Genomic DNA, 24,843 nt, shown 5'->3' with positions numbered 1-24,843 from the left:
AGACGTAATTTTGTATTTGTTAATTTTTTTTATAATTGTCTGGAATCATACCTAACAAAGAAAGCCACGTAAAAAAATGTTCATTGGGTATCAATACGGACATTCATTTTATTTTTATATGGTTAGTCGCCCTCACCTTTGGAGCAGGTTGGGGAGAAGGCTAATTCCAATTCTCCTCAAATCCGTAGTCTTCAAAACTATCATCGCCTTCAAACATGTCCAGATCATCTTCGTCCAAGCCATCTTCAAATTCATCATTATAGTTATCGGCATTGTCAGATTCAAAGTTTTTCTCCATCGCTTCATCCGGCATTTCCCCGTGAGAAAAAATAGTTTCCGGATATAAATTACCCAGCACTTGGTCTTCTACAGCAGCAAGTTCTACAAGGAATGTCCACATATTGATAAAGTCATAGACATAAAGAATTTTGGTATTTTGTTTGTCTAAAATATCAGATAATTGATAGTCACTCATGATTTTTTGCTCACCGGGAACATCACCGGTATCAAAAAGTGAAATTTCCTCTTCTTGGTTCCAAGTCTCATCACAAGTATAAAAAGAAGCTACTTCCATCCCGTCAAAACCAAAAGAATTGAAAATAGCATTGTGTAAATCTTCTAAAGTATCGTCTTCAAGTATTGCAATGTCTCTAAAAACATCTTCTTCCGCGTCTAGAATCACTCTAAATTTATAAACCATAATCTTTATTTATATTAAAAGTCCAAAGGTAAAATATAATTTTAGATTTAGATTTCAGATTTCAGATTTGTTAATAAGATTTTTGCGTATGCACGAGAAAGGAATACATCAATGTCAAAGTCTTTTTGAAGAAAAGAAGGAAAGTGTATTTTGTTTTCAAATCACTTATTTGAATAAAAAGTTACAGTTTTTTTATTTTAAATACACGGGCTACTCTTTTTCGGTACTGGTGGTATTTTTTATGATTTGGGTATTGTCTTTTTGATGTCATGTTATTTACAATCAATGCAATAACAAGGAGTATGAGTGAGCCAGTTAGCACAGGATACAGCACATACCAGTATCCCAGTTCTTTAATTTTTGAGGAGCCAATTATGGCTATCAATGCTGTGGCACCTCCCGGCGGGTGAAGCGTCTTTGTCATTTGCATCAAAACTATAGACAAGGAAACTGCAAGCGGTGCGGATAACCATAGAATATCAGGGGCAAATTTAGCAATTGTTACACCTATAATAGCTGAAACCAGGTGGCCGCCAATAAGGTTTCTAGGCTGTGCTAATGGACTTTGAATCACACCATATACCAATACACTCGATGCGCCAAAGGATCCAATTAAATATATAACATCAGATTCTGGTAAAGCTTTTGATTGCAAATAGGCTATTATTCCAATGCCAATAAAAGAACCCAAAAAAGCCCAGGAATGTTCTTTGAAATCAACCAAAGTCTCCTTGTAGAGGATGTATTTGGTTTTGCGATAACTCCTTTTTATTTTTTGAACGTGCATAGGAGATTATTTTATTAAACTTGGCGAATAGGAATAAACGGTAAAAGGGTAAATCATTTTTGCCGTATATTTTGATATTAAGCAAACCAACAAAATAGGAATAAACAAAGTGTAATCATTCGTTAGCCCACAAACTAAGAAAATAGAAGTAAAAGGGGCATGAATACTGGCGCTTAAAACGGCAGCCATCCCCATGATAATAAAGTTTATCGGAATTACATGAGCATTAAAATAAGTGTTTGTAACTAAAGCAAGAAGCAATCCTAAAAAAGCACCCATGAAAAGACTGGGTGCAAAAACGCCTCCATCTCCTCCTGAAGCAAGTGTGGCTGATGTTACAATGGGTTTCAGGATGATGATGCCAATGATTGTTAGTGCCAGAGGGAAAGTCAATGACATTTCATTCGAACTAACAAAAATAGTTTTAATAGCATGATAGCCTTCGCCATAAAGCTGTGGAAACAGGAATAAAGAGGAACTTAAAATCAGCGATCCTATTATAATTTTGAAATATGGAATTTTTATTCTCGTAAATTGGGCTTTGAAAAACAATACACTGCGCGTTAGATACACAGAATTCAATCCTGACAAAATGCCTAAAAGAATAAAATAGGGAATGGCTTTAAGATGCCAAGTTGTAATATTTACTGCAAACAGTGGTTTTTCGTCCAATAAAAATACCAGCCCAAAAGCAATGGCAACCGCAATCAAGTTACTAAGTAAGAATGCTCGAGTGACTTTTCTAGAAATAACCTCTATCGCAAAAAGAATTCCAGCGATCGGGCTGCTGAATATAGCTGTAATTCCAGCGGCAATTCCGGCACATATCAATTCAGTTTTGTATTGTCTAAACACATTTTGCTTTCTTTGAGCAACGGAGCCAATGGTTGCCGAAGCCACAACAGTTGAGACTTCTATCCCGGTGGAACCGCCAAAAACGACGGTCAATAATCCGTTAATGAAATGAGAAGGGATTTTATAACTGGGTAAATTTTTAGATTTAGAATTGGTGCTTTCAAAGATTTCTTTTATGCCTTTATTTTCCTTTTTCTTAAATAAATATTCCCTAAGAAAATAAATAATCGACAATCCAAATACGGGGAAAATAACTAAGAATAGTGGATTGATAGTCGCTTGATGAAAAAATATTTCCTCATAATATTCTGTAGCATTTTTTAAAATAACACCTAAAAAAGCAGAAAGAAAACCAATCAAAACAGAGACAATAACTAATTTTCGGAATTTAATGAAGCGATAATTTTTTTTTATTCTTGCAGTAGTGTTCATTTAAAAGGGGGATGGAATCTTTATTAGTGTAATAAAAAGAATTTAACTCAATGTTGCAAAGATAAAGAAACAAAGCCAGATTAGAATTAAAAAAAGAAAGGCATGGTTTTCTTTTGCGATTCTGGTATTATTTTATTCTTTTAAATTTAGGAAGTATCTTATTTTTCATAAAATTCTAAAGGTAATTCATCCGGATCGGCAATAAAGAAGAACTTTTTTTGGGTAAATTCATCGATGCGTATTTCTTCGGAAGGGATGTTTTGATTCACAAAATAATCGCGTGTTTTCTGAATATCGGCTACTTCAAAAGCTAAATGACGCATTCCTGCCGCTTCAGGAGCGGAAGAACGTTTTGGCGGATTTGGAAAAGAAAATAATTCTATTACATATTCTCCGTTAAGTGCCAAATCAAGTTTATACGATCGTCTTTCCTCACGGTAAATTTCCTGAATAATGGTAAGTCCTAAAACAGTTGTATAGAACGTTTTAGATTTTTGATAATTGGCACAAATAATGGCAATATGATGAATTTTGTTAAGTTGGATCATATTATTGTTGATTTAATTGCCGGATCACTTTTGCCGGATTTCCTACCGCCAAAGAATTGTCAGGAATGTCTTTAGTAACCACTGAACCTGCACCAATAACGCAGCCATTTCCAATAGTGATTCCAGGACAAATAACGGAATTCCCTCCAATCCAGCAATCATCACCAATGGTTATTGGCAAGGCATTTTCCAGCGTTTTTCTCAGTTCAGCATCCAGCGGATGTGTGGCGGTGTACAATTGAACTCCCGGTGCAAAAAAGACATTGGAACCAATAGTGACATTGGCACAGTCTAAAACAACACAGTTTACATTGAAATACACATTTTCCCCACAACTGATATTGTAGCCGTAGTCGCAAAAGAATGGAGGTTCAATATATAGATTTGCTCCGGCATTGGGAATCAATTCTTTTAGAATTTCTCGTGCTTTTTTAGTTATTCTGTATTCCACAACATTTAATCGGTGGAGCAAATTTTTAGATTTTCGCCTGTCTTTTACTAAAACAGGATCGCCTGCTAAATAATATTCTCCGGCAATCATTTTCTCTTTTTCGGTTTTTATTTCCATACTTAGTTTTTTTGTTTTTGGGCATGCCCTGCGCAAAAGCTCCGGTCGGGCTATTCGTTACAATCTTTCTTGTCTAGCTTTAACAGCTTGCCAAGAAAGGATTTTCACTACTATCCCTCATGCTGATCCTGCTTTTGAAGCGCAATAGTACGTTGTAAATATAATCTAAAATTAAAATTATTACAACTCATCCTCGTATTTCAACAGTTCAGTATTGTATTGTTTTTCGACCTTCTTTTCTAAAATATATTTGATTCATAAAAAAATTAAATACGATGAAACTAACATGTATTAAACAGCCAAATCATTCCAAGAAAAGTCTTAATTCGATTTTTTTATTTGCCTTTTTATTATTCAGCTTGACTATTTTTTCACAAAATACAGTTTCCGGGAAAGTGGTAGATGAAAAAGGAAAACCGGTTTCTGGAGCTAATATTTTTATCGAAGGAACGTATGATGGTACTTCCAGCAGCGAAAAAGGCGATTTTAGTTTTACGACTACAACAACTGGAAATCAGAGTTTGGTGGTGAGTTTCCTGATTTATGAAACTTTAAAAACCATAATTGATGTCGCTAATTTTAAAAATAAAATCATCAAATTACGAGAAAGCGTTACGTCTCTAGATGCAGTTGTGATTACGGCTGGAACTTTAGAAGCGGGCGATAAAGCTAGAGTTTCGGTTTTGAAACCATTAGACATCGTAACTACAGCGGGTTCTGCGGGAAATATTATTGCGGCTTTGCAAACGTTGCCAGGAACACAAACGGTAGGTGAGGATGGGCGATTGTTTGTTCGTGGCGGCGAGGCTAATGAAACACAAACTTTCGTTGATGGGATTCGGGTGGCGCAACCTTATGGCGCAACCATGAATAATCTGCCTACACGAGGAAGGTTTTCTCCTTTTCTGTTCAGCGGAATTTCATTTTCTACAGGCGGCTATTCAGCGGAATATGGCGAAGCGTTATCCAGTGTTTTACTTTTGAATACACAAGATGACCCAGACCAAAATAAAACTGAAATAGCATTGATGACTGTGGGTTTAGGAATTGGAAACACCCAAAAACGGAAAAAAAGTTCGTTGAGCGTAAATGCGAATTACATCAATTTAGCGCCGTATCAGGCTTTGATTCCACAAAATGTGGATTGGAATAGTCCTTTTCAATCGTTGTCTGGAGAAACGGTGTACCGTTATAATTTTAATAATGGGATTTTGAAAGTATACGCTGCTTTTGACTCTTCAAAATTTGATATTAATCAGGAAAATATCAATTCGCCGGAGAAAATCAGAGTTGATTTAAATAACAATAATTTCTATTTAAATTCGTCTTACAAAGGCGTTTTTGGGAACAATTGGCAAATTACTTCTGGATTGAGTTATGGCTACAGCAACAACAAAATAAATTTAGATTCAGATAAAGTGGCGAATGATGAAAATGCAGCTCATTTGAAATTAAAATTGAAAAAAAGTTTTTCTGAAAGAGTAAAAATTTCCTTTGGGGCAGATTATTTTATTACCCAGTTCAATGAAGATTTCAACGAAAATTCAGGGTCGGTTTTTACCAATGGCTACAATGCGAACATTGCGGCTGTTTACACGGAAGCTGATATTTTCTTCTCTAAAAAATGGGCTGCAAAAGTAGGCTTAAGAGCTTCGAATAACAATTTGCTGAACGAAACCGCTATTTCCCCCCGAATTTCATTTGCCTATAAAATGGCAAAGAACAGTCAGTTTTCATTTGCTTATGGCGATTTTACTCAAACTCCAAGTGCTGAATACATTAAATATTCCAACAACAATCAGTTTGAAAGCGAAAAAGCCTCGCATTACATTTTGAATTTTCAATACCATAAAAACGGGAAAACATTTCGTGCCGAAACCTATTATAAAGACTACAGTAATTTAGTAAAATTCGACACCCAAATGGCCGCATATAATTCGGTTTACAATAATACCGGTTCTGGCTATGCTAAAGGTTTGGATTTGTTTTGGAGAGATGGAAAATCAATCGAAAATTTAGAATATTGGGTTTCTTATTCCTACATCAATACCGAAAGAGATTATAAAAATTTCAGTTCTCAAGTTACACCAAGTTTTGTTGCGGATCACAGTTTATCAATCGTTACTAAATACTGGATAAACGATTGGAAATCGCAAATAGGTTTCACGAATTCATACAGTTCCGGACGATCCTACAATAATCCAAATGAAACGAAATTTATGAATGGAAAAACCAAATCGTACAACAGTTTGAGCTTCAATTGGGCGTATTTGCTCTCACAACAAAAGATTTTATACTTCTCGGTCTCTAATGTTTTAGGAAGTCAAAATGTTTTTGGATACGAATATGCGAACAATCCGGATAATGCGGGCTTTTATAACAGAAAAGCAATTATTCCTACGGCCGATCGTTTTTTCTTCGTAGGATTCTTTTGGACGATTAGCAACGATAAAAAAGACAATCAGTTGAAAAATCTTTAAAAATGGTCATAATGTCAAAGGTATAAAATCCTAATAAACGTAAATTCATTCCACTTTATGACTTTCGGCTTTAAGACCTTTGACTGAATCACAATTCATCCATCAAAATTGACAGTTCAGTATTTATAAATTTTAATCCAATGAAAACCGAGATACTTTTGAAGTATAAATAACACAATGTTTCAATCATCAAAAAAACAACCATTAAAAACAAGAAATCATGACCAAAATTATCACCACAATCGTATTTTTTATCTGTAGTTTATTATCGGCTCAAGGGCAATTTGAACAAGGTATGGGAAAAGCATTCCAATTATGGGGCGAAGGAAAAAACACGGAAGCTTCTGATTTGTTCGAAAGAATTTCCGGTGCTGAAAAAACAAGCTGGTTGCCAAATTATTATGTTGCATTGGTGAATACCACAACTGCTTTTAGAACAAAAGATAAAGATCAAATGAATTTATTACTTTCGAAAGCGCAAAAATCATTAGATTTAGAAATGGATAAAAATCCAAATAATGCCGAATTATTGGTTATGCAAGCAATGATTCATACGGCTTGGATTGCTTTTGACCCAATGACAAACGGACAAAAATTATCCGGAACGGTTATGGAATTGTACGGAAAAGCACAAGCAATTGCTCCGGAAAACCCAAGAGTTGTTTTTGGTAAAGCCGAATTTGAAATTGGTGGAGCTCAATTTTGGGGAACAGACACGAAGCCAATGTGTGCGCAAATTGAAAAAGCTATCGGACTTTTTGCTACTTTTAAACCTGAAACACCTTTTTCTCCAAAATGGGGATTGGACAGAGCATTAGCAGCACAGAAAAATTGTAAATAATTCAGTTGATTGTTTCGAATTAGTCATTTTAATGAACAAAATAGAGAATAAAAACTATTGAAAAAAAGAGAATAATGTATATAAAACCACAATTACTAAAAGCTTTATTTATTGGGGTTATAATTTTTTTAGTGTCATTTCTTATTGAATTTATTACTGTTGGGAGTGAGGTGTTTAGTCCTAGATTGTACGTTTACTTTTTATATTGTATGCTTTATAGTGTTACTTTGTATCTTGTAAATGCTGCTTTGTTCGTATTTTTGGACAAAGTTTTTAAAGATAATATTTACGTTCCAAAACGGATACTAATTGGATTTGTAAGTTCTTTTTTTCTCACCTTATTTGTGATTTTTTTGTTGCGAATTTTTATAAAAGTAATTATAGAAAGAAACTCATTTTCAGAATTTTTGTCCAATGAAACTCCTCAGGCTTATATAGAATCATCAATTATTACTTTTATTGTACTGTTAGGCGTTCACGCTTTGCATTTTTATAAAGCTTACAATGAAAATAAAGTCAAAGAACAGAAAATCATCGCAGGAACCGCAAATGCTAAGTTTGAAAGTTTAAAAAATCAAATAGATCCCCATTTTCTTTTCAATAGTTTGAATGTTTTAAGTGCTCTTATTGAAGAAAATCCAGAAAATGCGCAACGATTTACGACTTCATTATCTAAAATTTACCGGTATGTTTTAGAACAAAAAGACAAGGAATTGGTTCCAGTGGAAGAAGAACTGGCTTTTGCCAAAACCTATATGAATTTATTAAAAATGCGTTTTGAGAACAGCTTGTTTTATGAAGTACCAACAACAGCTATAAATCCAGAAGCCAAAGTGGTGCCACTTTCTTTACAGCTTTTGCTCGAAAATACGGTAAAGCACAATGTGGTTAGCGAACAAAGACCGTTATATATCAGGATTTATGTGGAGGGTGATTATCTGGCTGTTCAAAACGATTATCAAAAGAAAGAAGTGTTGCAAGATCGGCAAGGTGTTGGCTTACAAAATATTGTCAACAGATATAGAATTATTACTACTAGAAAAGTCCTGATTGCTCAAAACGAACAAACCTTTACGGTCAAAATCCCCATTTTAACTAAACAAATTACAGGTATGGAAACACAATATAGTAACGATGAAACTGGAGCATATTTGAGAGCATCAGAACACGTAAAAAAACTAAAAGGATTCTACGGAAATTTAATTTCATATTGTTTAGTAATCTCGTTTTTGATTTTTATTAATTTAAGTTATAGTGCAAATTTTCAATGGTTTTGGTTTCCGTTATTGGGTTGGGGAATGGGACTTACTTTTCATGGTTTTGAAGTTTTTGGGTACGGAAAATCATGGGAAGAGCGAAAGATTAATGAGATTTTGAAAAAAGACAATCAGAATAATAAATGGAATTGAGATTCCCTAAATTTTAAAAAAAATACAAACTAATATGGACAACTCAGAAAAATATTTTCAAGCAAAAAAGCAGGTAGGAAAAATAAAAGATTTTTACAGACATTTAACGGTTTATAGTATTGTGATTATTTCTTTGGCAATCATTAATTTGACTACATCCCCTCAATACTTATGGTTTTTTTGGCCGTTATTTTGGTGGGGAATTGGATTGTTTTTTCATGGCATGAAAGTCTTTAATTATATGCCGTTTTTGGGAACTAATTGGGAAGAAAAAAAGATTAATGAGTTGATGGATAAAGATAAAAATCAAAACCGCTAATATCATGAAAACAGATGCAATTACAGAGTTACAGTATAATGAAGCGCTCGCACGTGTAAAAAAAATAAAAGGATTTTACATACATTTGATTGTTTATCTAGTAGTGAATTTAATGATTGTGTTTGTCAATATTCAAGATTTAGATGTTGGTGAAAGCTATTTTAAAATGGAGAATTTCTTTACGGCTTTCTTCTGGGGAATTGGATTAACAACTCACGCTTTTTCTACTTTTTTGCCCAATTGGATTTTTGGAAAAAACTGGGAAGAGAAAAAAATTAAGGAATTGATGGAAAAAGAGAAAAGCGAAAAATGGCAATAAGGATAAATGTTCAGTGTTCAGTTTTTTTAGTATTCAGTAAAACCTCTTACTTCTATTCTCTATTTTCTAACCTCTAACTTAAAAAATGACAACAATAATTATCGAAGACGAAAAACCAGCGGCGAGGTTGCTCCAACGAAAACTGGAAAAACTAAATATTAAAGTTGGAGTGCTATTGCATTCCGTGGAAGAAGCTATTGCTTGGTTTTCTAATAATGAACATCCGGATTTGATCTTTCTGGACATTCAATTGTCAGATGGATTATCGTTTGAAATATTCGAAAAAGTATCTATTAAAAGTGCAGTAATTTTCACCACGGCTTATGATAAATATGCTTTACGGGCTTTCAAATTGAACAGTGTTGATTATCTTTTGAAGCCTATTGACGAAGATGATTTAGAGGTTTCCGTTACAAAATTTAAGGCGCGTTTACCTAAACTGGAAACAGTACAATTGGATTTTGAACAAATCAAAAAAATGCTGTCTAATCCATTTGAAAAAAATTACAAAAAAAGATTTTCTGTAAAAATAGGCCAACATTTAAAGGTGATTTCTGCCGATGAAATTGAGTGTTTTTTTAGTGAAAATAAAGGAACCTATTTGCATACTTTTGACAATAGGAATTATTTAATAGAAACAACTTTAGAACTTTTGGAACAGGAATTAGATCCAAAGGATTTTTATCGGGTAAGCCGAAAATTCATAGTTCCTCTTAAAGCAATTAAAGAAATTGTAGTCTATAGCAACTCCCGTTTGAAAGTTATTTTACCTTCTTACAAAGACGAAGAAGTAATTGTGAGTAGAGAAAAGGTTTCTGATTTCAAGAGTTGGATAGGCTGATAATGGTATTAAACAGATAAAGTATATAATGGGTATTAAATAACTCTTTTTTAGTGAATTAGGTATTTAGTATAGAATATGTCTATAGTGCTTTTATACCTTTAAAAATGTTTTTCGGATTCCAATTAGAACAAAAATGAGTGCCGTGTAAAGTATAAAAAACGGAATGATATATTCAATTAAATTCATAGGTAACATTACCGCAATTATCAATAGTTGGAAGCCCAAACCGTAGATAGAAAGTATCGTCATAAACCAATTAGGAAACGTTTTTACTTTGTAAGCTTCTTTATCAAGTGTGTGAATGATCTTGTCGAATGTGCCATAAACGAGGGTGTAAACACGGAACAGAATATCGACAGATTTTTGGGTTTCGCCGGGTAAAGCTCTGGGTGATTTGTACTCGAAAATTTTACTGGTAGTGTCTCCGCCAACGGATTTATTTCTTAAAATCACATAGTAGTAATTGTATAAAGTGCCCTGCAATTGGATGCCGATAAAAGCCAAAATAGTAACCCAAAATGATGTTTTTGAAACATAACAAATAGTCATTAAAAGCAGAAAATTTAAGATGATATCAAATACACTGTCCAAGTATCTTCCAGTATAAGAAGGCGTGTTTTTTAAGCGTGCCAGTTCACCATCTGCTGCATCAATCATTGATTTCAAAATGATAAAAAAACTTGCGAAATAGTAACTTCCTTGCAGAATACAGTAAATAGCAATCAAGCCCGAAACACCAAAAAGTAAGGTGACATGAATAGGAGTAAACCGAGTGTTTTTTAATTGATTGGCAAGAAATTTTCCAAATGGTCTTCCATAATCTGATAAATCTAAAAATTTATCTTGAGCGGCAAGTTTAGACATTTATGTTGGTAAACAAAGAAATGCGACAATATAGTCAGGTATTATTTTGAATTGAACACGGTTTAAACCGTGGGTTATGTTTATTTCTTATTTTGATAATCGGTGTAAAGTGAATGTCATTGCCGTTAATAAAAAGAAAGCCATCACTTGATGTAGTAATCCCAACCAAAGTGGGACACTGTAAAGCAGAGTAAGGATACCTAATGCAAATTGCAAGAAGACAATCAACACCAATATATTGATTCCTTTTTTCTGAAGTGAGGAAAGAGTGTATTTTCTGCTTGTAAAATAAAGAGCAAGAATTAATCCTACCACGACATACGCCATAGTTCGATGTACGAACTGAACGCCGCTTTTTCCTTCGATAAGATTTAAAAACAAGGTGCTTTTTTCTATAAAGACACTCTCGTGAATGAATTGACCATCACTCATCAGCGGCCAATGATTGTGAATCAAACCCGCATTTAAACCCGCAACAAACCCGCCATAAATGATTTGGATAACTAGAAAAATTAATGCGACACGCGCAAGATTTCGTAATGGAGGTATAGCTGTCGCTTTGTTTGGGTAGATTAAATCCAAAGCTACCCAGAGTGTGTAAGCAAACGTTATAAAAGCAAATGTAAGGTGTAATGCCAATCTAAAATGACTTACATCCGGATTGTCGATTAATCCGCTACGTACCATAAACCAACCCAGAAATCCTTGAAAACCACCCATGAATAGTAGAACAACACATTTTTTTATAGTCTCTGTCGAAAGACGTTTCTTGAACAAGAAGTATATAAAAGGAAGGATAAACGCTAAACCTATTATTCTCCCTATAAAACGGTGAAACCATTCCCAGAAATAAATGAATTTGTAATCACTTAACGTAAAATCATTGTGGATGTTTATTTTTTGGTACTCCGGATATTTTTTATATTCTTCAAAAGCGTGTGACCATTTTTCTTCTGTTAAAGGAGGAAAAGTATCAGTTACTAAATGCCAGTCGGTCATTGATAAACCGGAATTGGTCAATCGGGTAATTCCTCCCACTACAACCATCATAAACAATAATAAGCATCCTGATAACAACCAAATGATAACGTAATTATTCTCTTTTTTCATTGTTTGAAATTAATTTTTGCAAAGATATTTGAAATGTAATTAATTGTTAATTCAACAAGCGTTAATCTTTAATCCGATTTTTGCGGCTCTTTTTAGCATAAATTGAAAAGCAGCTTCATATTCATTTGGAATTTCTCCTTCTAAAATGGCTTCTTTTATGGCTTCTTTCAGCATTCCGATTTCTTTTGAAGGCTTTAAGTTAAATTTTTCCATAATTTCTTCACCTGATATTGGTGGCTGGAAATTACGTACCTGATCCCGTTCTTCGACTTCTACAATTTTCTGGCGGACGATTTCAAAATTATTGTGGTATTTCTTGAATTTATTTGGATTCTTCGTTGTGATATCCGCTTCGCATAGTGTCATTAAATTCTCAACGTCTTCGCCAGCGTCAAAAACCAAACGGCGCACTGCAGAATCCGTTACCGTATCTTGGGATAAAACAATCGGTCGTGAACTCATCATGACCATTTTTTGCACAAATTTCATTTTTTGATTCAACGGCATGTGCAAACGTTCAAATATCTTTTTTGCCATTTTGCCACCAAGAAATTCATGTCCGTGAAAGGTCCAGCCTTGTTTTTTAGTAAAACGTTTCGTTGGTGCTTTACCTATGTCGTGCAATAATGCTGACCAGCGCAACCAAACATCATCAGTATGCGGACAAATATTATCGACAACTTCCAGCGTGTGATAAAAGTTATTTTTATGGGTATGGCCTTCAATTTCTTCCACTTGATTCAGAGCAGTCAATTCTGGAAGAATAATATCTAAAAGTCCAGTTTTGAACAATAGCAAGAATCCTACGGAGGGTTTGTCTGTCGAAAGTATTTTATTCAATTCATCGACAATTCGTTCTCCGGAAATAATTTTGATTCGTTCCGCATTTTTGGTTATCGAATTCAGCGAATCTTCTTCGATTTCAAATCCCAATTGGTTTGCAAAACGAATCCCTCTCAACATGCGCAAAGGATCGTCAGAAAAAGTAATATCCGGATCCAAAGGGGTTCTGATTATTTTGTTTTTTAAATCTTCCAATCCGTTAAAAGGATCGGAGAGTTCTCCAAAATTAGCGGTGTTCAAAGATAAAGCCAGTGCATTTATGGTGAAATCACGACGATTTTGGTCGTCTTCTAAGGTGCCGTTTTCTACAACTGGATTCCTGCTTTCAAAATTATAGGATTCTTTTCTGGCTCCAACAAATTCAATTTCGGTGTCTTCAAAACGCAGCATCGCTGTTCCGTAAGTTTTGAAAACCTGAACTTTTGGTTTGTTAGGAAGCAGTTGTGACACTTTTAAAGCCAATTCAATTCCGCTGCCCACGGCAACAATATCAATGTCTTTTTTAAAGTCTCTCTTCAAAAGTAAATCTCTTACGAAACCACCAATCACATAACTGTCAACGCTAAGTTCTTGAGAAGCTTGAGAAATTACTTCGAATATTTTGTTATGTAAGGCTGTTTTGTAGTTCATTTTTTATTACCGCAAATTCGCTAATTATTTTTTGGTATCAACGATACGTTTGTATTCTAAAGAGGTCAAGTTAAAATTAACCAATATTGCAAGTTTGTTTCCAGAAATTTTTAAATAATTTAAACACTGATTGTAATGACTATTGTTAAAACATTCGACAGTTTTTATTTCAAGAATTATTTTGTCATGGATAATAAAATCTGCATAAAATTTATGTTTTAAAATTGAATTTTTATAATTAACTGAATACTCTTTTTCCCTCTCATAGTGAATATTATTTTCGTTAAATTCAAATTCTAAGGCATCTTTATAAATTAAATCATCCATTTTTAAAATTGAATTAGCGGTAAAAAAACAATTATTTCCGAATCACTTTTACCTGAGAATCACTTGTCAATTTTATAATTGTAGATGGTTTTCCGGCAATTTTTTCGCGATGCAAATTTACAACATAGTCCACGCCTTTTATAATTTCAGGACTGATTTCTTTGAAACTTTTTGGAGTAGGTTGTCCGGAGATATTTGCTGATGTGGAAACCAACGGTTTTTTCATTTTTTCCATCAATTTAAAACAAAAAGGTTCCTTTACAAGTCTAATTCCTAGTGAGTTGTCAGCTGCGATTAAATTGGGTGCTACGTTTCGTGGTTTGTCCAGAATTAAAGTGGTTGGGTTTTGATTTGCCAGTTCACTATCGGTCAGGTCAGAGAAATCCATAATTTGCCAGGCTACTTCCGGAATGTCTTTGAATACATTGTAAATCATTTTATCGCCATTCATCAAAACAATCATGCTTTGGGTTTCGGCTCTTTTCTTGAGTTTGTAAATTTTAGCGACAGCCTCTGGATTTGTGGCGTCACAACCAATTCCCCATACGGTATCAGTGGGGTAGAGGATGATTCCTCCATTTTTTATGACTTCGTAAGCATTGTGTATTTCTTGATTGATATCCATGATTATAGATCGATTATTTTATAAGTGGGAATTGCTTTGATTTTTAATTTATTATGATAAACATAAAGATTAATTAATCTTTCAGATATAAACCCGAAAATTCGTGCTTGATAGTCATCCTTGGGAATACTGACTTTAGATTCCAATTCAAATAGAATAGAAAAAAGCCAGGTGTAATAATCATCCCAAATTTTCTTGGAACAAATCATCATATTTGCTACATGAAACAGTCGACCTTCGTCTAAATGGGTTACAATACTTTCTTTGTATTGCGGGTACTTCTCACTAATTATTTTTTTTGTTAAATCCCAATCTTCTTTTCGGTGATCTTCACAGTAGTTTTGAGTCAGTGTAGTATTTTTAAATTTATATGGTTTACAAAGAATTACATCGTACTCCGAGAGTATTTTAATGATTTTTTTTTCTAAAATTTCTCCATCAGTTTTAACTAATTTTGTTTTTTTAAAATCATCAATCTTAATTTTTTTTTGAGCGGAAGGTTGGAAATTATAAAAGGGATTGAAAAAATTAAAATACCTCCTGTAATGACAGATTCCAACGTATTCAACATCCGTAATATTTTTCCAAATCCAATAAGAAGCAGTTAATTCACAGTAGTTTTTGTTTTTATTAGCAATGTTATCGAGCGTGTTGTCTCGCAAAATATTTGTTGCAATGTCTACATTTTCGCCGACTTGTATCGGGATATGCAATTCGTTAAATAAAATAGGGGTCTCTTTATGTGTAACTGTAAAAATTTTAACCATTTTCTAGTTCTTTTTTAGATTTAATTAATGCGGATGCAATTATTTGGTGCATGTCGTAATATTTGTATTCTGCCAATCTGCCTCCGAAAATTACATTATTAAGGGTTTCGGAAAGCTTTTTATAATTGAGATATATCGCTTGATTTTTTTCGTCATTAATAGGATAATAAGCCTCTTTTTCGGACGTCCAATTTTCAGGATATTCTTTTGTCACTACAGTTTTCTTTTGGTTGCCAAATTCAAAATGTTTATGCTCTACGATCCTAGTATGTTGATATTCAATGTCATTATAGTTAATGCCTGCATTTCCTTGAAAATTCTCGGTATCCAGAATTTGTGTTTCAAATCGCAACGAGCGATATTCTAGTTTTCCAAACCGGTAATCAAAATATTCGTCAATTTTCCCCGTGAAAACAATTTTTGTTGCGATATTTTCAAAGTACTCTTTGTTTTCGAAATAATCTGTATCAAGTTTCACTTCAATGTTTTCCAATAAATTTTCTATAATTTTATTGTAACCTCCAATGGGGATTCCTTGGTAGCGATCGTTAAAATAATTATTGTCAAAAGTAAATCTAACGGGAAGTCTTTTAATAATGAAAGCAGGCAGTTCGGTGGCCTTTCTGCCCCATTGCTTTTCAGTATACCCTTTGATCAAGGTTTCGTATATGTCTTTTCCCACCAATGAAAGTGCTTGTTCTTCGAGGTTTTTAGGGTTGTCGCTTCCAAACTCCTTAATTTGCTGCTCAATTTTATTTTTTGCTTCAGCCGGCGTTTTGGTTCCCCATAGCTGATAAAAGGTATTCATGTTAAAAGGTAGATTATAAAGTTTACCCTTTGAAAGCGATAGAGGCGAATATACGAAATGATTAAAATTCACGAATTGATTTACATAATCCCATATTTTCTTGTCATTGGTATGAAAAATATGCGGGCCATATTTGTGGACATTTATTCCTTCAATATTTTCACAATAAATATTTCCTCCGGTGTGTTTTCTTTTATCTAAAATTAAACACTTTTTACCCGCTTTTGTTGCCTCATGCGCAAAAACACTACCGAAAAGACCTGATCCTACTATTAAATAATCATATTCTTTTTTCATTCAACAAAAATAGATATTTAATACTAAATTGCAACAAATTTCAAATTGATGTTTATGTTAGGAAAAATACAAGTAGGTTATTTAGTCTCGTACGATTATGAACTATTAAAAAATTCGATACCAACAATATACAAAGAATCTAATACTATTTTTTTAGCTATTGATAAGGAACGAAAAACATGGAACGGTGAATTTTTTACTATTGATGATACTTTTTTTGAATGGATTGATGCATTTGATGTTGAAAATAAAATTGCTATATATGAAGATGATTTTTACGTGTCAAGTTTAACTACAATGGAATGCGAGGTTAGAGAAAGAAAAATGCTTTCTGATAAAATGGGAATAGGAAATTGGTTAATTCAAATTGATGCAGATGAATACTTTTTAGATTTTTCAGGTTTTATAAATGATCTTAGGAAGTATGATTCTTTTTTGAAAAACCCAAAAGAAAATCCTGTTCAAATAGGTTGTTTTTTAACTCACTTGTACAAATACACTAATGAAGGAATATTGTATGTTGAAAATCTTACAAGAGTTTTACTTGCTACAAACTATCCAAATTACAAAGTAGGCAGAAAGACAAAAGCAAGGGTAATTTACACGGATAAAATTCTTTTGCATGAATGTTTATCAAGAACCGAAGACCAATTAGCTTTCAAATTAAAAAATTGGGGACATAATGTACAAATTAATAACTCTTTCTTTGAAAAATGGAAATTAGTAAATCAAGAAAATTATAAAACATTTAAAGATTTTTATTACATAGAAGCTGATACATGGAAGACTTTAGGTTATTTTCCTACAAAAAATATAGATGAAATTAAAAACTATGTTAGTAATAATAAAGTACTTAGAATTTCATCACTTTATCTTTTTTTTAAAAATTTCGGACAATGGTTTAAGTATTTAGCTAAATAATATTTTTGCTTTTATTAAAACAATCGACTAATCTTATAATAAAACAATTGAAAAGAACTATAATTTTTAATACGTCATTGATAACCAATCAAAAGGTGTTAATTGATATCATTGAAAGCTTCAATTCAAAAGGAATTCTTTTTGGCGACGGAGTGCGAAACAAAATAAAACTTTTTAAATTAGAAGGGAAAACGATAAATATCAAATCTTTCAAAACCCCAAATCTGATCAATAAAATTGCCTACAAATATTTCAGAAAATCTAAAGCCAGACGTTCTTTCGAATATGCAGCTATTTTATTAGAAAAGGGAATTGGTACGCCACAACCTATAGCTTGTGCTGAAAATTTCACTTTGTTGGGATTACAAGAAAGTTTTTATATCAGTGAGCATCTTCAGGCAGAGTTAACTTTCAGAGAATTAGTGCTGCAACCTGATTATCCGGATCATGAGAATATCTTGCGGCAGTTTACCCGATTTACATTTGATTTACATCAAAAAGGAATTGAGTTTTTAGATCATTCTCCAGGAAATACTTTGATTAAAAAAGCAGATGATGGAAGCTATAGTTTCTACCTAGTTGATTTAAATAGAATGAATTTCCATCAGTTTATGGACTTCGAGCTACGCATGAAAAATTTCAACAGGCTTACGCCAAAAAAAGAAATGCTGGCAATAATGAGTGATGAATATGCCAAACTTTACAATAAGAAATACGATGAAGTTTTTGTAAAAATGTGCTTTTATACCAACGATTTTCAAATGAAATTTCATAGAAAAATTGCTCGTAAAAAGAAATTATTGTTTTGGAGATAACTGTTGTTGTCTTTTCCAAAGTTGTTCTAATTCTTGATATCGGATGTGAATTGAATTGGCGTTTAAATAGCAAATAATCAAACCTTTTTTTCCGTCAAGAAATCCTAATCGGATAATGTAATTGAACAAAAAATTATAAGCAGGATGTAAAAAATTTAATAAAACCGAAGGCTTTTGCTTTTTTAAAAACTTCTCCTGTGCTTTGAATTCTCCGTACCGAATCGTTTTCGATTTATACGCTTGAAAATTAGCATAGGAATAATGAATCAGTTTGTTTTTTAGAACACCTATTTTTCCATTTACTTTTAATTTTTCATGAACAAGCCGGTCTGTGTTATATTCAGCTTGATTTTTATTAAAAAGCCTAAATATTTTATCATTCTGATTCCCGCTGAAATGCAATACTTTGCCTTCAAACATAAAAGTTCTATAGAAAAGAAAAGCCGAAAAGGTTTCATTGGTTTTTATTGTGGCTATAATTTCATTCTTTAATGCAGGAGTCAGTCTTTCATCTGCATCCAAAAATAAAATCCAGTCATTTTTTGCATGTAAAATAGCAAAGTTCCTTTGAGAAGAATAGTTTTCGAATTTATTTTGAATGAAAGTGACTTTTTCAAATGATTTACAAATAGCTTCTGTTTTATCGGTACTGAATGAATCGACAACAATAATTTCATCAGCAAAATCTAAATCAACCAAAAGTGGCTTAATTTGATTTTCCTCGTTTAATGTAATTATTAAAACTGAAATGTTCGTGTTGTGATTGTATTTCATTAATTTTTGAATGTTTTACAAAAATAGAATATTATTCTAAATGTGTTTCCAAGAAAGTATGTAAAGCAGGAATAATCAACTCGGGAGTAAACTCTTTGTAAAACGCAATGGTTTCTTTTTTTATGATTTTAGCCGTTTTACCTTCAAATAAATCAGGTTTAAACTCTTGTAAATGCAGAGAAACATGATTAATTCCATCTTCAAATGTGGCCCATCCTTTTTTGTCAATCCAAGGCGAAAAAATAATAAAAGAGGGTTTTTCTAATGCTTTTGCCATATTTATTGCCCCGCCATCGTTGCCAATTATCATATCACAATGATTCATGATGGCGATAAACTCTCGAATGTTTTTTCCTAAGAGGGAGAAATAAATTTTTTGTCTAGTACTTTCTTTACACCCATTGTAAATTGTTTTTGCATCTTCAATTTGCTTTGGAAAATAATTAAAAAGAATATTCACATCTTCCTTATCTGCAATAAAATCGACTAATTGAGACATATATTCCAACGAATAGGTTTTGTCTGGACTGCTTCCAATTATGCTGACCATAACTGTTTTTTTAGATTGGTCTATACCGTGAGATTCAAAAAGTGAACTAGCAAAATCATTCTCTACTTTTGTGACATAAATTCTAGGAAATGTTTCTAATTCAATATCCAGATGCAAAGGATTTAGCAATGCTAATCGCTGTTCAATTATTAAACCTAAATTGGTATTGGTCGTTTTTTTTCTAATCACCGTATCCGTATAAAGAAAGTCTCTTCCTTTTTTCCAATACGATATTTTTTGTTTTGCATCCGATAACAATACGACAAGCCAGCTTTCTAATTTGGAATACGCATCTATAATAATATCATATTTTTCAGTTCGAATGGATTTCAATAATTTAAAATATTCCCATTTGCTTTTTTGATGTTTTTCCTGGAAAAGGATGAGATTATCGAAACTTGTATTTCCTTGTAAAACAGCAATGGTAGATTCGTAAACCATATAATCAATTTGCGCTTTTGGGTAGGCTTTGCGCAAATTATTGCATAATATGGAGCTTACTAAAACATCTCCAATCATTTTTTGTTGAATTACAAGTATTTTCATTTGAAGTAAATTTGAAAAGTTATGCTTTTGTTTTCAAGTAATTCATTGCACGAGGACTAATCCAGGTTTGTTTTCGTAGGACATTTAAATAATAAATGGATAAATTTTTAAGCATCAATCGATTCACTTTCAATTTTGGAATAAAAAATAAAAACACGCTTAAAAGCGACAAAAATAGTTTCTCACTAAGAACTCCTAAAATTAATAATGTATGTAAATAGAGTTGTATTCCTGTTGAAAATTGATTGCTGATGTACACGTGTTTTGAGATGATCACTTCTGTTTTCGTGAGTGCTTTTGTCTTTACGTTTAATCGGGATGCACCACCATGTTGATGGAAAATAGTAGCTTTTCGGGTAACGGCAACTTTTCCATCCGTATCAGAAATTTTTTTACAAAGTGCAACATCTTCAAAATAAAGCCAAAAATCTTCATTCCAGCCTTGAATTTTGTTAAACCATTCTCGGCTTATGAAAATGACCGCTCCGGTAACCCAATCTGGATAAAACAACTCATTGTTGTTATTAAAACGTTTTTCTAATTTTGCCTTATTCAGTTTTCTAAAAATAGATCTTGACACTCCGAAAAATCGTCCTAAAGCCGGAAATAAATTGTTTTGTTTGTAAAAAACTTCGTTTTCGTTTATTTGTAAACAGGATAAAATTCCAATTTCTGGATGGGAAACAGCCGTTTCTAAAAGAGTTTCAAGGGCTTCAAGAGTAAGTTTTGTATCTGGATTTAAAAAAAGGAAATGGTTTCCCGTAGCAATGCTTGCACCAAAGTTGCAACCATTTGAGAAACCATTATTACCAGTGTTTTCTATAAATGTAAACTTGGAATATTTTTGTTTAAAAATGTTGAATTGTCCGTCATTCGAAAAATTATCAACAATGATGACTTCGAATGAGAATGTTTTCGAAATAATTGTATCAATGGATTCTAAACATTCGTCTAAGGCTTTCCAACCACGGTAATTGACAATAATTATTGAAATATCCAATAGGTCTTTTTATAAAGATTTTTAAACGAATACGGATTAAACCGCTACGTCATATTCACGTAAAGCATTATTCAATGATGTTTTTAAATCAGTTGAAGGTTTACGAGTTCCAATGATTAAAGCACAAGGAACCTGGAAGTCTCCTGCTGGAAATTTCTTAGTGTAACTTCCTGGAATCACAACGGAACGGGCAGGAACATATCCCTTCATTTCAACGGGAGTTTCTCCGGTTACATCAATAATTTTTGTGGAGGCAGTCAGGCAAACATTGGCACCAAGTACAGCTTCTTTCCCAACATGTACCCCTTCAACTACGATACATCGGGAACCAATGAAAGCGCCGTCTTCAATAATTACAGGAGCCGCTTGCAAAGGTTCAAGTACGCCACCAATACCAACGCCACCGCTTAAGTGTACGTTTTTACCTATTTGAGCACAACTACCTACGGTTGCCCATGTGTCTACCATAGTTCCTTCGTCTACATAAGCACCAATGTTTACATAACTTGGCATCAAGATAACACCACTGGAAATATAAGCACCGTAACGCGCTACTGCGTTAGGAACAACACGAATTCCTTTCTCGGCATAGCCTCTTTTCAATAACATTTTGTCATGGTATTCGAAAATTCCAGACTCTAATGTTTCCATTTTTTGAATAGGGAAATACATTACTACTGCTTTTTTTACCCATTCGTTTACTTGCCATCCCTCTCCAACTGGTTCAGCAACACGTAATTTTCCGGTATCTAATAATTCAATAACTGCTCTGATAGCATCAGTTGTTGTAGTTTCTTGTAACAAAGCACGGTTTTCCCAAGCTTGTTCTATAATCGGCTGTAATGGATTCATTTTTGATAGATTTTTGACAAAGATAGGGTTTTTAACTAAAAGCAAAAAGTCAAATTAATTTGAAAATGTTATATATTTGTACTTTAAATTGTAGGTACTATGGAAACCATTAGATTAGAATTTCAACCCGAAATCAAAGCCAAAATTCTGGAGTTATTGAGTTCCTTTTCATCAGATGAACTTACAATAGTTCAGGAAAGGTCAATTTTTGAAGAAGAAAAAAGAATGCTTCAGTCTAGGATTGATAAGATTGATAATGGTACTGCTGTATATTCTACTTTTGAGGAATTGGATATTTTGCTGGAAAAAACGATATCAAAATATGAGGATTAAATTAACTATCGAATTTAATCATGATTTAGATGATATAATTGATTCCATTTCAAAAGACAAACCGCTTACTGCAAGAAAATTTAAAATTGCATTGATAAAAAAATAAAAAAAGAGATGCAGCAGCCTTTTCTTTTCAAAAAATCAATTTATTTTGATAATGAAAACACAAGAGATTATGTTTTTAAAGGTTATACAATCGTTTTTAAAGTTGATGTTGCACACGAAACTGTTTTAGTTGTCGCAATTTTGAAACATAGGAATTCGTTTTAAGTAAAAATAGTATGGAAACCATTAGATTAGAATTTCAACCCGAAATCAAAGCCAAAATTCTGGAGTTATTGAGTTTCTTTTCATCAGATGAACTTACAATAGTAAATAGTACAGGAAGACGAGGCGTTTACTAGAAATAAAAAAAAATTAGACGCTTCACTAGAAAAAAATCATAATGGTACTGCAAAACTTTATACAATATACTAAGTTGATGCCTATCTTGATAAAGTGATTTCAAAATATGAAAATTAATTATTCTGATTTTTTTTATGGATTTAGCCGATTAAGCTCAATATGTTTGTAAAACTTCTTATAAATGCCTAGAATTCTCTCCATAGACTACGGTCAAAAACGAACCGGAATAGCGGTTACTGATGAAATGCAAATTATAGCTTCGGGTTTAACCACAATCCCATCGGCAACTGCAATTGCTTTTTTGAAGGATTATTTTGCCAAAGAAAAAGTAGAAGCCGTTCTTATTGGTGAACCCAAACAAATGAATGGCGAACCCTCAGAAAGTGCATCGATCATTAAAGGATTTGTCACGCACTTTACCAATCATTTTCCGGAGATGAAAGTCATTCGGGTTGATGAACGGTTTACTTCAAAAATGGCTTTTCAATCCATGATAGATAGCGGCATGAGTAAGAAACAGCGTCAAAACAAAGCACTTATTGACGAAATATCGGCCACGATTATGCTTCAGGACTATTTGACCAGGAAAAAATTTTAAAATCAGTGTAAAAAAGCTATTTTTTTGCTAAAACGGTTTGATAAATGTAACTTTTGAGGTAAAATTTATGCTTTTTTTTGTGAATATATCATTTACCTTTGCACTTTAAAATCTAGTTATGCCTGACACAACCATACGTACAAATAGTGAAGTAGTTCTTATTGGAGCTGGAATTATGAGCGCCACGCTGGGCTTAATCCTAAAAGAACTGCAACCGGATATAAAAATTGAAATTTACGAACGATTAGATAGAGCGGCGGCTGAAAGCTCTGATGCATGGAATAATGCAGGAACTGGACATGCTGCTTTTTGTGAACTCAATTACACTCCCGTAGGACCTGATGGAAGCATCAGCCCAAAAAAAGCGATCAGTATCGCGGAGTCTTTCGAAGTTTCCAGACAGTTCTGGGCATATCTCGTTCAAGAAAACAGAGTTCCTTCTCCTGAAAATTTTATTAAAAGCATTCCCCACATAAGTTTTGTATGGGGAGAAAAAAATGTTGCTTATCTTAAAAAAAGATTTGACGCGTTGCATTTGAATCCTCTTTTTAAGCAAATGGTTTTTAGTACTGATTTTGCACAATTAAAAGAATGGATGCCGCTGGTTATGGAAGGGAGATCAGAAACCGAAAAAGTGGCCGCCAGTTCAATGGCAATTGGGACAGATGTAAATTTTGGAGAATTGACCCGAAGTATTTTTGGTTATTTAGCAAAACTAGATGGGGTTACCATTCATTATAACCACGAAGTTCAAAAATTAAAACAACGAGAAGATAAGTTATGGCGCATAAAAATCACTGATTTAGCTTCCGGTCAAAAGAGAAAAACATACTCTAAATTTGTTTTCATTGGTGCTGGCGGTGGTTCCTTGCCATTATTAGAAAAAGCAAATGTGCCCGAAGGCAAAGGCTATGGCGGCTTCCCAGTGAGCGGACAATGGCTAAAATGCACAAATCCGGAAGTGATTGCAAAACACCAGGCTAAAGTATATGGTAAGGCAAGCGTGGGAGCACCACCAATGTCTGTACCACATATTGATTCCCGAATGATAAATGGAGAAAAGCAATTGCTTTTTGGTCCTTTTGCGGGTTTTTCGACTAGGTTTTTAAAAAATGGCTCCTATTCAGATTTACCTTTATCGATAAAATCAGATAATATTATTCCAATGTTAGCCGCAGGTATTAAGAATATACCCCTTACCAAATATTTAATTGAGCAAGTGCGCCAATCCCCTAAAGACCGAATTAATGCGTTAAGAGAATATGTTCCCAAGGCACGATCCAAAGACTGGAAAATTGAACGTGCCGGACAACGGGTACAAGTGATAAAAAAAGACGAAAAAGAAGGAGGCATACTGGAGTTTGGTACCGAAGTAATTACCACTGCAGATGGATCTTTATCCGTTTTGCTGGGGGCTTCTCCAGGTGCTTCAACAGCAGTTTCTATTATGATAGATTTGATAGGAAGATGTTTCAAAGAGGAAATTAAAACGGCGGAGTGGCAGGAGAAATTAAAAATCATGATTCCTTCTTATGGTCAAAATCTCAATGAAGATCCAATTTTATTAGAGAAAATCAGAAAAGAAACGGCTGCCGTCCTAAAACTGAATAATTAGAAAGTCAGCACAAAAATAAAAAGCGTTTGAATTAGATAGGAATCTGGTTCAAGCGCTTTTC

29 protein-coding genes are annotated in these 24,843 nt (G+C 33.4%); 13 read left to right on the top strand and 16 right to left on the bottom strand.

What is annotated here, in order from left to right; all coding sequences use genetic code 11:
• Positions 1 to 160: 160 nt before the first annotated feature.
• The 5 genes from EKL98_RS07140 to EKL98_RS07120 form a co-directional block, all read right to left on the bottom strand.
• Complete coding sequence (locus tag EKL98_RS07140; RefSeq protein ID WP_126554398.1) at positions 161 to 700, bottom strand: IS1096 element passenger TnpR family protein; 540 nt, start codon at positions 698 to 700, stop codon at positions 161 to 163.
• A gap of 181 nt (positions 701 to 881) precedes the next feature.
• Positions 882 to 1,487 carry an HPP family protein gene (locus EKL98_RS07135; protein WP_126561908.1) on the bottom strand — a complete coding sequence of 202 codons (606 nt, stop codon included), beginning with the start codon at positions 1,485 to 1,487 and terminating at the stop codon, positions 882 to 884.
• 6 nt (positions 1,488 to 1,493) lie between these two features.
• Positions 1,494 to 2,774, bottom strand: a complete 1,281-nt coding sequence (locus tag EKL98_RS07130) for a chloride channel protein (protein WP_126554399.1) — start codon at positions 2,772 to 2,774, stop codon at positions 1,494 to 1,496.
• 158 nt (positions 2,775 to 2,932) lie between these two features.
• Positions 2,933 to 3,322 (bottom strand): SMU1112c/YaeR family gloxylase I-like metalloprotein, encoded by a 390-nt coding sequence (gene gloA2 / locus EKL98_RS07125; protein WP_126561907.1) that lies wholly within the window; start codon positions 3,320 to 3,322, stop codon positions 2,933 to 2,935.
• A gap of 1 nt (position 3,323) precedes the next feature.
• Entirely contained in the window at positions 3,324 to 3,884 is a 561-nt protein-coding gene (locus EKL98_RS07120; protein ID WP_126561966.1) for a sugar O-acetyltransferase, read from the bottom strand.
• Positions 3,885 to 4,165: 281 nt separating this feature from the next.
• Here EKL98_RS07120 and EKL98_RS07115 point away from each other — a divergent pair, with 281 nt between their 5' ends.
• The 6 genes from EKL98_RS07115 (at position 4,166) to EKL98_RS07090 (ending at position 10,099) form a co-directional block, all read left to right on the top strand.
• A complete protein-coding gene (locus EKL98_RS07115) occupies positions 4,166 to 6,370 on the top strand; it encodes a TonB-dependent receptor (protein WP_126561906.1) in 2,205 nt (734 codons plus the stop codon).
• Positions 6,371 to 6,590: 220 nt separating this feature from the next.
• Positions 6,591 to 7,211 (top strand): hypothetical protein, encoded by a 621-nt coding sequence (locus tag EKL98_RS07110; RefSeq protein ID WP_126561905.1) that lies wholly within the window; start codon positions 6,591 to 6,593, stop codon positions 7,209 to 7,211.
• A 74-nt stretch (positions 7,212 to 7,285) separates the two neighbouring features.
• The gene (locus tag EKL98_RS07105) at positions 7,286 to 8,620 is read left to right on the top strand and encodes a histidine kinase (protein WP_126561904.1); all 1,335 of its coding nucleotides are present in this window, start codon (positions 7,286 to 7,288) and stop codon (positions 8,618 to 8,620) included.
• A gap of 34 nt (positions 8,621 to 8,654) precedes the next feature.
• Positions 8,655 to 8,939 carry a 2TM domain-containing protein gene (locus tag EKL98_RS07100; protein ID WP_126561903.1) on the top strand — a complete coding sequence of 95 codons (285 nt, stop codon included), beginning with the start codon at positions 8,655 to 8,657 and terminating at the stop codon, positions 8,937 to 8,939.
• A gap of 4 nt (positions 8,940 to 8,943) precedes the next feature.
• Positions 8,944 to 9,258 (top strand): 2TM domain-containing protein, encoded by a 315-nt coding sequence (locus tag EKL98_RS07095; RefSeq protein ID WP_126554411.1) that lies wholly within the window; start codon positions 8,944 to 8,946, stop codon positions 9,256 to 9,258.
• A gap of 85 nt (positions 9,259 to 9,343) precedes the next feature.
• Positions 9,344 to 10,099: a LytR/AlgR family response regulator transcription factor gene (locus tag EKL98_RS07090; RefSeq protein ID WP_126554413.1), complete on the top strand. Its 756-nt coding sequence runs from the start codon at positions 9,344 to 9,346 to the stop codon at positions 10,097 to 10,099.
• A 93-nt stretch (positions 10,100 to 10,192) separates the two neighbouring features.
• Here EKL98_RS07090 and EKL98_RS07085 read toward each other — a convergent pair whose 3' ends face one another.
• The 7 genes from EKL98_RS07085 to glf all read right to left on the bottom strand — a co-directional run bounded on the left by EKL98_RS07085 (position 10,193) and on the right by glf (position 16,373).
• Positions 10,193 to 10,966 (bottom strand): CDP-alcohol phosphatidyltransferase family protein, encoded by a 774-nt coding sequence (locus EKL98_RS07085; protein ID WP_126460434.1) that lies wholly within the window; start codon positions 10,964 to 10,966, stop codon positions 10,193 to 10,195.
• A gap of 87 nt (positions 10,967 to 11,053) precedes the next feature.
• The gene (locus tag EKL98_RS07080) at positions 11,054 to 12,076 is read right to left on the bottom strand and encodes a COX15/CtaA family protein (RefSeq protein ID WP_126561902.1); all 1,023 of its coding nucleotides are present in this window, start codon (positions 12,074 to 12,076) and stop codon (positions 11,054 to 11,056) included.
• Between the two features lie 51 nt (positions 12,077 to 12,127).
• Entirely contained in the window at positions 12,128 to 13,549 is a 1,422-nt protein-coding gene (locus EKL98_RS07075; RefSeq protein ID WP_126460441.1) for a CCA tRNA nucleotidyltransferase, read from the bottom strand.
• Between the two features lie 24 nt (positions 13,550 to 13,573).
• Positions 13,574 to 13,876, bottom strand: a complete 303-nt coding sequence (locus tag EKL98_RS07070) for a GxxExxY protein (protein WP_126561901.1) — start codon at positions 13,874 to 13,876, stop codon at positions 13,574 to 13,576.
• 31 nt (positions 13,877 to 13,907) lie between these two features.
• Positions 13,908 to 14,501 (bottom strand): L-threonylcarbamoyladenylate synthase, encoded by a 594-nt coding sequence (locus tag EKL98_RS07065; RefSeq protein ID WP_126554423.1) that lies wholly within the window; start codon positions 14,499 to 14,501, stop codon positions 13,908 to 13,910.
• Between the two features lie 2 nt (positions 14,502 to 14,503).
• Positions 14,504 to 15,268 (bottom strand): DUF4422 domain-containing protein, encoded by a 765-nt coding sequence (locus EKL98_RS07060; RefSeq protein WP_126460464.1) that lies wholly within the window; start codon positions 15,266 to 15,268, stop codon positions 14,504 to 14,506.
• Positions 15,261 to 16,373 (bottom strand): UDP-galactopyranose mutase, encoded by a 1,113-nt coding sequence (gene glf, locus EKL98_RS07055; protein ID WP_126460467.1) that lies wholly within the window; start codon positions 16,371 to 16,373, stop codon positions 15,261 to 15,263. The genes EKL98_RS07060 and glf overlap by 8 nt, the downstream gene beginning before the upstream one ends.
• Before the next feature lie 54 nt (positions 16,374 to 16,427).
• Between glf and EKL98_RS07050 the strand changes: the two genes are divergently transcribed.
• On the top strand, positions 16,428 to 17,294 hold the full coding sequence (locus EKL98_RS07050) for a hypothetical protein (RefSeq protein ID WP_233589387.1): 867 nt from the start codon (positions 16,428 to 16,430) through the stop codon (positions 17,292 to 17,294).
• A 77-nt stretch (positions 17,295 to 17,371) separates the two neighbouring features.
• Positions 17,372 to 18,109 (top strand): lipopolysaccharide kinase InaA family protein, encoded by a 738-nt coding sequence (locus EKL98_RS07045; protein WP_370273042.1) that lies wholly within the window; start codon positions 17,372 to 17,374, stop codon positions 18,107 to 18,109.
• Here EKL98_RS07045 and EKL98_RS07040 read toward each other — a convergent pair.
• From EKL98_RS07040 to EKL98_RS07025, 4 genes are read right to left on the bottom strand one after another with little or no spacing between them, the layout of a single operon-like run.
• Positions 18,092 to 18,883, bottom strand: a complete 792-nt coding sequence (locus EKL98_RS07040) for a glycosyltransferase family 2 protein (RefSeq protein ID WP_126561900.1) — start codon at positions 18,881 to 18,883, stop codon at positions 18,092 to 18,094. The two genes, EKL98_RS07045 and EKL98_RS07040, sit on opposite strands and share 18 nt — an antisense overlap.
• Positions 18,884 to 18,914: 31 nt before the next feature.
• The gene (locus tag EKL98_RS07035; RefSeq protein WP_233589386.1) at positions 18,915 to 19,979 is read right to left on the bottom strand and encodes a glycosyltransferase family 9 protein; all 1,065 of its coding nucleotides are present in this window, start codon (positions 19,977 to 19,979) and stop codon (positions 18,915 to 18,917) included.
• Between the two features lie 19 nt (positions 19,980 to 19,998).
• On the bottom strand, positions 19,999 to 20,979 hold the full coding sequence (locus EKL98_RS07030; RefSeq protein WP_126561899.1) for a glycosyltransferase: 981 nt from the start codon (positions 20,977 to 20,979) through the stop codon (positions 19,999 to 20,001).
• 36 nt (positions 20,980 to 21,015) lie between these two features.
• The gene (locus EKL98_RS07025) at positions 21,016 to 21,831 is read right to left on the bottom strand and encodes a 2,3,4,5-tetrahydropyridine-2,6-dicarboxylate N-succinyltransferase (protein ID WP_126460476.1); all 816 of its coding nucleotides are present in this window, start codon (positions 21,829 to 21,831) and stop codon (positions 21,016 to 21,018) included.
• A 99-nt stretch (positions 21,832 to 21,930) separates the two neighbouring features.
• On the opposite strand from EKL98_RS07025, the gene EKL98_RS07020 reads away from it, so the two are divergent.
• The 5 genes from EKL98_RS07020 to EKL98_RS07005 all read left to right on the top strand — a co-directional run bounded on the left by EKL98_RS07020 (position 21,931) and on the right by EKL98_RS07005 (position 24,782).
• Positions 21,931 to 22,164 (top strand): hypothetical protein, encoded by a 234-nt coding sequence (locus EKL98_RS07020; protein WP_126460479.1) that lies wholly within the window; start codon positions 21,931 to 21,933, stop codon positions 22,162 to 22,164.
• A 114-nt stretch (positions 22,165 to 22,278) separates the two neighbouring features.
• Positions 22,279 to 22,434 carry a type II toxin-antitoxin system RelE/ParE family toxin gene (locus EKL98_RS18020; RefSeq protein WP_233589384.1) on the top strand — a complete coding sequence of 52 codons (156 nt, stop codon included), beginning with the start codon at positions 22,279 to 22,281 and terminating at the stop codon, positions 22,432 to 22,434.
• Positions 22,435 to 22,445: 11 nt separating this feature from the next.
• Positions 22,446 to 22,568, top strand: a complete 123-nt coding sequence (locus tag EKL98_RS18405; RefSeq protein WP_262706916.1) for a hypothetical protein — start codon at positions 22,446 to 22,448, stop codon at positions 22,566 to 22,568.
• A 182-nt stretch (positions 22,569 to 22,750) separates the two neighbouring features.
• Positions 22,751 to 23,167, top strand: coding sequence for a Holliday junction resolvase RuvX (ruvX, locus tag EKL98_RS07010; RefSeq protein ID WP_126460485.1), 417 nt, complete (start codon positions 22,751 to 22,753; stop codon positions 23,165 to 23,167).
• Between the two features lie 118 nt (positions 23,168 to 23,285).
• Positions 23,286 to 24,782, top strand: a complete 1,497-nt coding sequence (locus EKL98_RS07005) for a malate:quinone oxidoreductase (protein WP_126515525.1) — start codon at positions 23,286 to 23,288, stop codon at positions 24,780 to 24,782.
• The last annotated feature ends 61 nt before the right edge of the window (positions 24,783 to 24,843 follow it).

The organism is Flavobacterium bomense, from assembly GCF_003970355.1.
This window is presented reverse-complemented; position numbering and strand designations above follow the sequence as displayed.

What these genes read in the sequence shown, in the direction of transcription:
- EKL98_RS07105 (WP_126561904.1), top strand. Translation starts at nt 7,286, where the DNA reads ATGTATATAAAACCACAATTACTAAAAGCTTTATTTATTGGGGTTATA.
- EKL98_RS07100 (WP_126561903.1), top strand. Translation starts at nt 8,655, where the DNA reads ATGGACAACTCAGAAAAATATTTTCAAGCAAAAAAGCAGGTAGGAAAA.
- EKL98_RS07090 (WP_126554413.1), top strand. Translation starts at nt 9,344, where the DNA reads ATGACAACAATAATTATCGAAGACGAAAAACCAGCGGCGAGGTTGCTC.
- EKL98_RS07060 (WP_126460464.1), bottom strand. Translation starts at nt 15,268, where the DNA reads ATGGTTAAAATTTTTACAGTTACACATAAAGAGACCCCTATTTTATTT.
- EKL98_RS07070 (WP_126561901.1), bottom strand. Translation starts at nt 13,876, where the DNA reads ATGGATGATTTAATTTATAAAGATGCCTTAGAATTTGAATTTAACGAA.
- EKL98_RS18405 (WP_262706916.1), top strand. Translation starts at nt 22,446, where the DNA reads ATGGAAACCATTAGATTAGAATTTCAACCCGAAATCAAAGCCAAAATT.
- EKL98_RS07110 (WP_126561905.1), top strand. Translation starts at nt 6,591, where the DNA reads ATGACCAAAATTATCACCACAATCGTATTTTTTATCTGTAGTTTATTA.
- gloA2 (WP_126561907.1), bottom strand. Translation starts at nt 3,322, where the DNA reads ATGATCCAACTTAACAAAATTCATCATATTGCCATTATTTGTGCCAAT.
- glf (WP_126460467.1), bottom strand. Translation starts at nt 16,373, where the DNA reads ATGAAAAAAGAATATGATTATTTAATAGTAGGATCAGGTCTTTTCGGT.
- ruvX (WP_126460485.1), top strand. Translation starts at nt 22,751, where the DNA reads ATGCCTAGAATTCTCTCCATAGACTACGGTCAAAAACGAACCGGAATA.
- EKL98_RS07085 (WP_126460434.1), bottom strand. Translation starts at nt 10,966, where the DNA reads ATGTCTAAACTTGCCGCTCAAGATAAATTTTTAGATTTATCAGATTAT.
- EKL98_RS07025 (WP_126460476.1), bottom strand. Translation starts at nt 21,831, where the DNA reads ATGAATCCATTACAGCCGATTATAGAACAAGCTTGGGAAAACCGTGCT.
- EKL98_RS07040 (WP_126561900.1), bottom strand. Translation starts at nt 18,883, where the DNA reads ATGAAATACAATCACAACACGAACATTTCAGTTTTAATAATTACATTA.
- EKL98_RS07005 (WP_126515525.1), top strand. Translation starts at nt 23,286, where the DNA reads ATGCCTGACACAACCATACGTACAAATAGTGAAGTAGTTCTTATTGGA.
- EKL98_RS07140 (WP_126554398.1), bottom strand. Translation starts at nt 700, where the DNA reads ATGGTTTATAAATTTAGAGTGATTCTAGACGCGGAAGAAGATGTTTTT.
- EKL98_RS07050 (WP_233589387.1), top strand. Translation starts at nt 16,428, where the DNA reads ATGTTAGGAAAAATACAAGTAGGTTATTTAGTCTCGTACGATTATGAA.
- EKL98_RS07080 (WP_126561902.1), bottom strand. Translation starts at nt 12,076, where the DNA reads ATGAAAAAAGAGAATAATTACGTTATCATTTGGTTGTTATCAGGATGC.
- EKL98_RS07130 (WP_126554399.1), bottom strand. Translation starts at nt 2,774, where the DNA reads ATGAACACTACTGCAAGAATAAAAAAAAATTATCGCTTCATTAAATTC.
- EKL98_RS07075 (WP_126460441.1), bottom strand. Translation starts at nt 13,549, where the DNA reads ATGAACTACAAAACAGCCTTACATAACAAAATATTCGAAGTAATTTCT.
- EKL98_RS07065 (WP_126554423.1), bottom strand. Translation starts at nt 14,501, where the DNA reads ATGGATATCAATCAAGAAATACACAATGCTTACGAAGTCATAAAAAAT.
- EKL98_RS07115 (WP_126561906.1), top strand. Translation starts at nt 4,166, where the DNA reads ATGAAACTAACATGTATTAAACAGCCAAATCATTCCAAGAAAAGTCTT.
- EKL98_RS07095 (WP_126554411.1), top strand. Translation starts at nt 8,944, where the DNA reads ATGAAAACAGATGCAATTACAGAGTTACAGTATAATGAAGCGCTCGCA.
- EKL98_RS07035 (WP_233589386.1), bottom strand. Translation starts at nt 19,979, where the DNA reads ATGAAAATACTTGTAATTCAACAAAAAATGATTGGAGATGTTTTAGTA.
- EKL98_RS07020 (WP_126460479.1), top strand. Translation starts at nt 21,931, where the DNA reads ATGGAAACCATTAGATTAGAATTTCAACCCGAAATCAAAGCCAAAATT.
- EKL98_RS18020 (WP_233589384.1), top strand. Translation starts at nt 22,279, where the DNA reads ATGCAGCAGCCTTTTCTTTTCAAAAAATCAATTTATTTTGATAATGAA.
- EKL98_RS07135 (WP_126561908.1), bottom strand. Translation starts at nt 1,487, where the DNA reads ATGCACGTTCAAAAAATAAAAAGGAGTTATCGCAAAACCAAATACATC.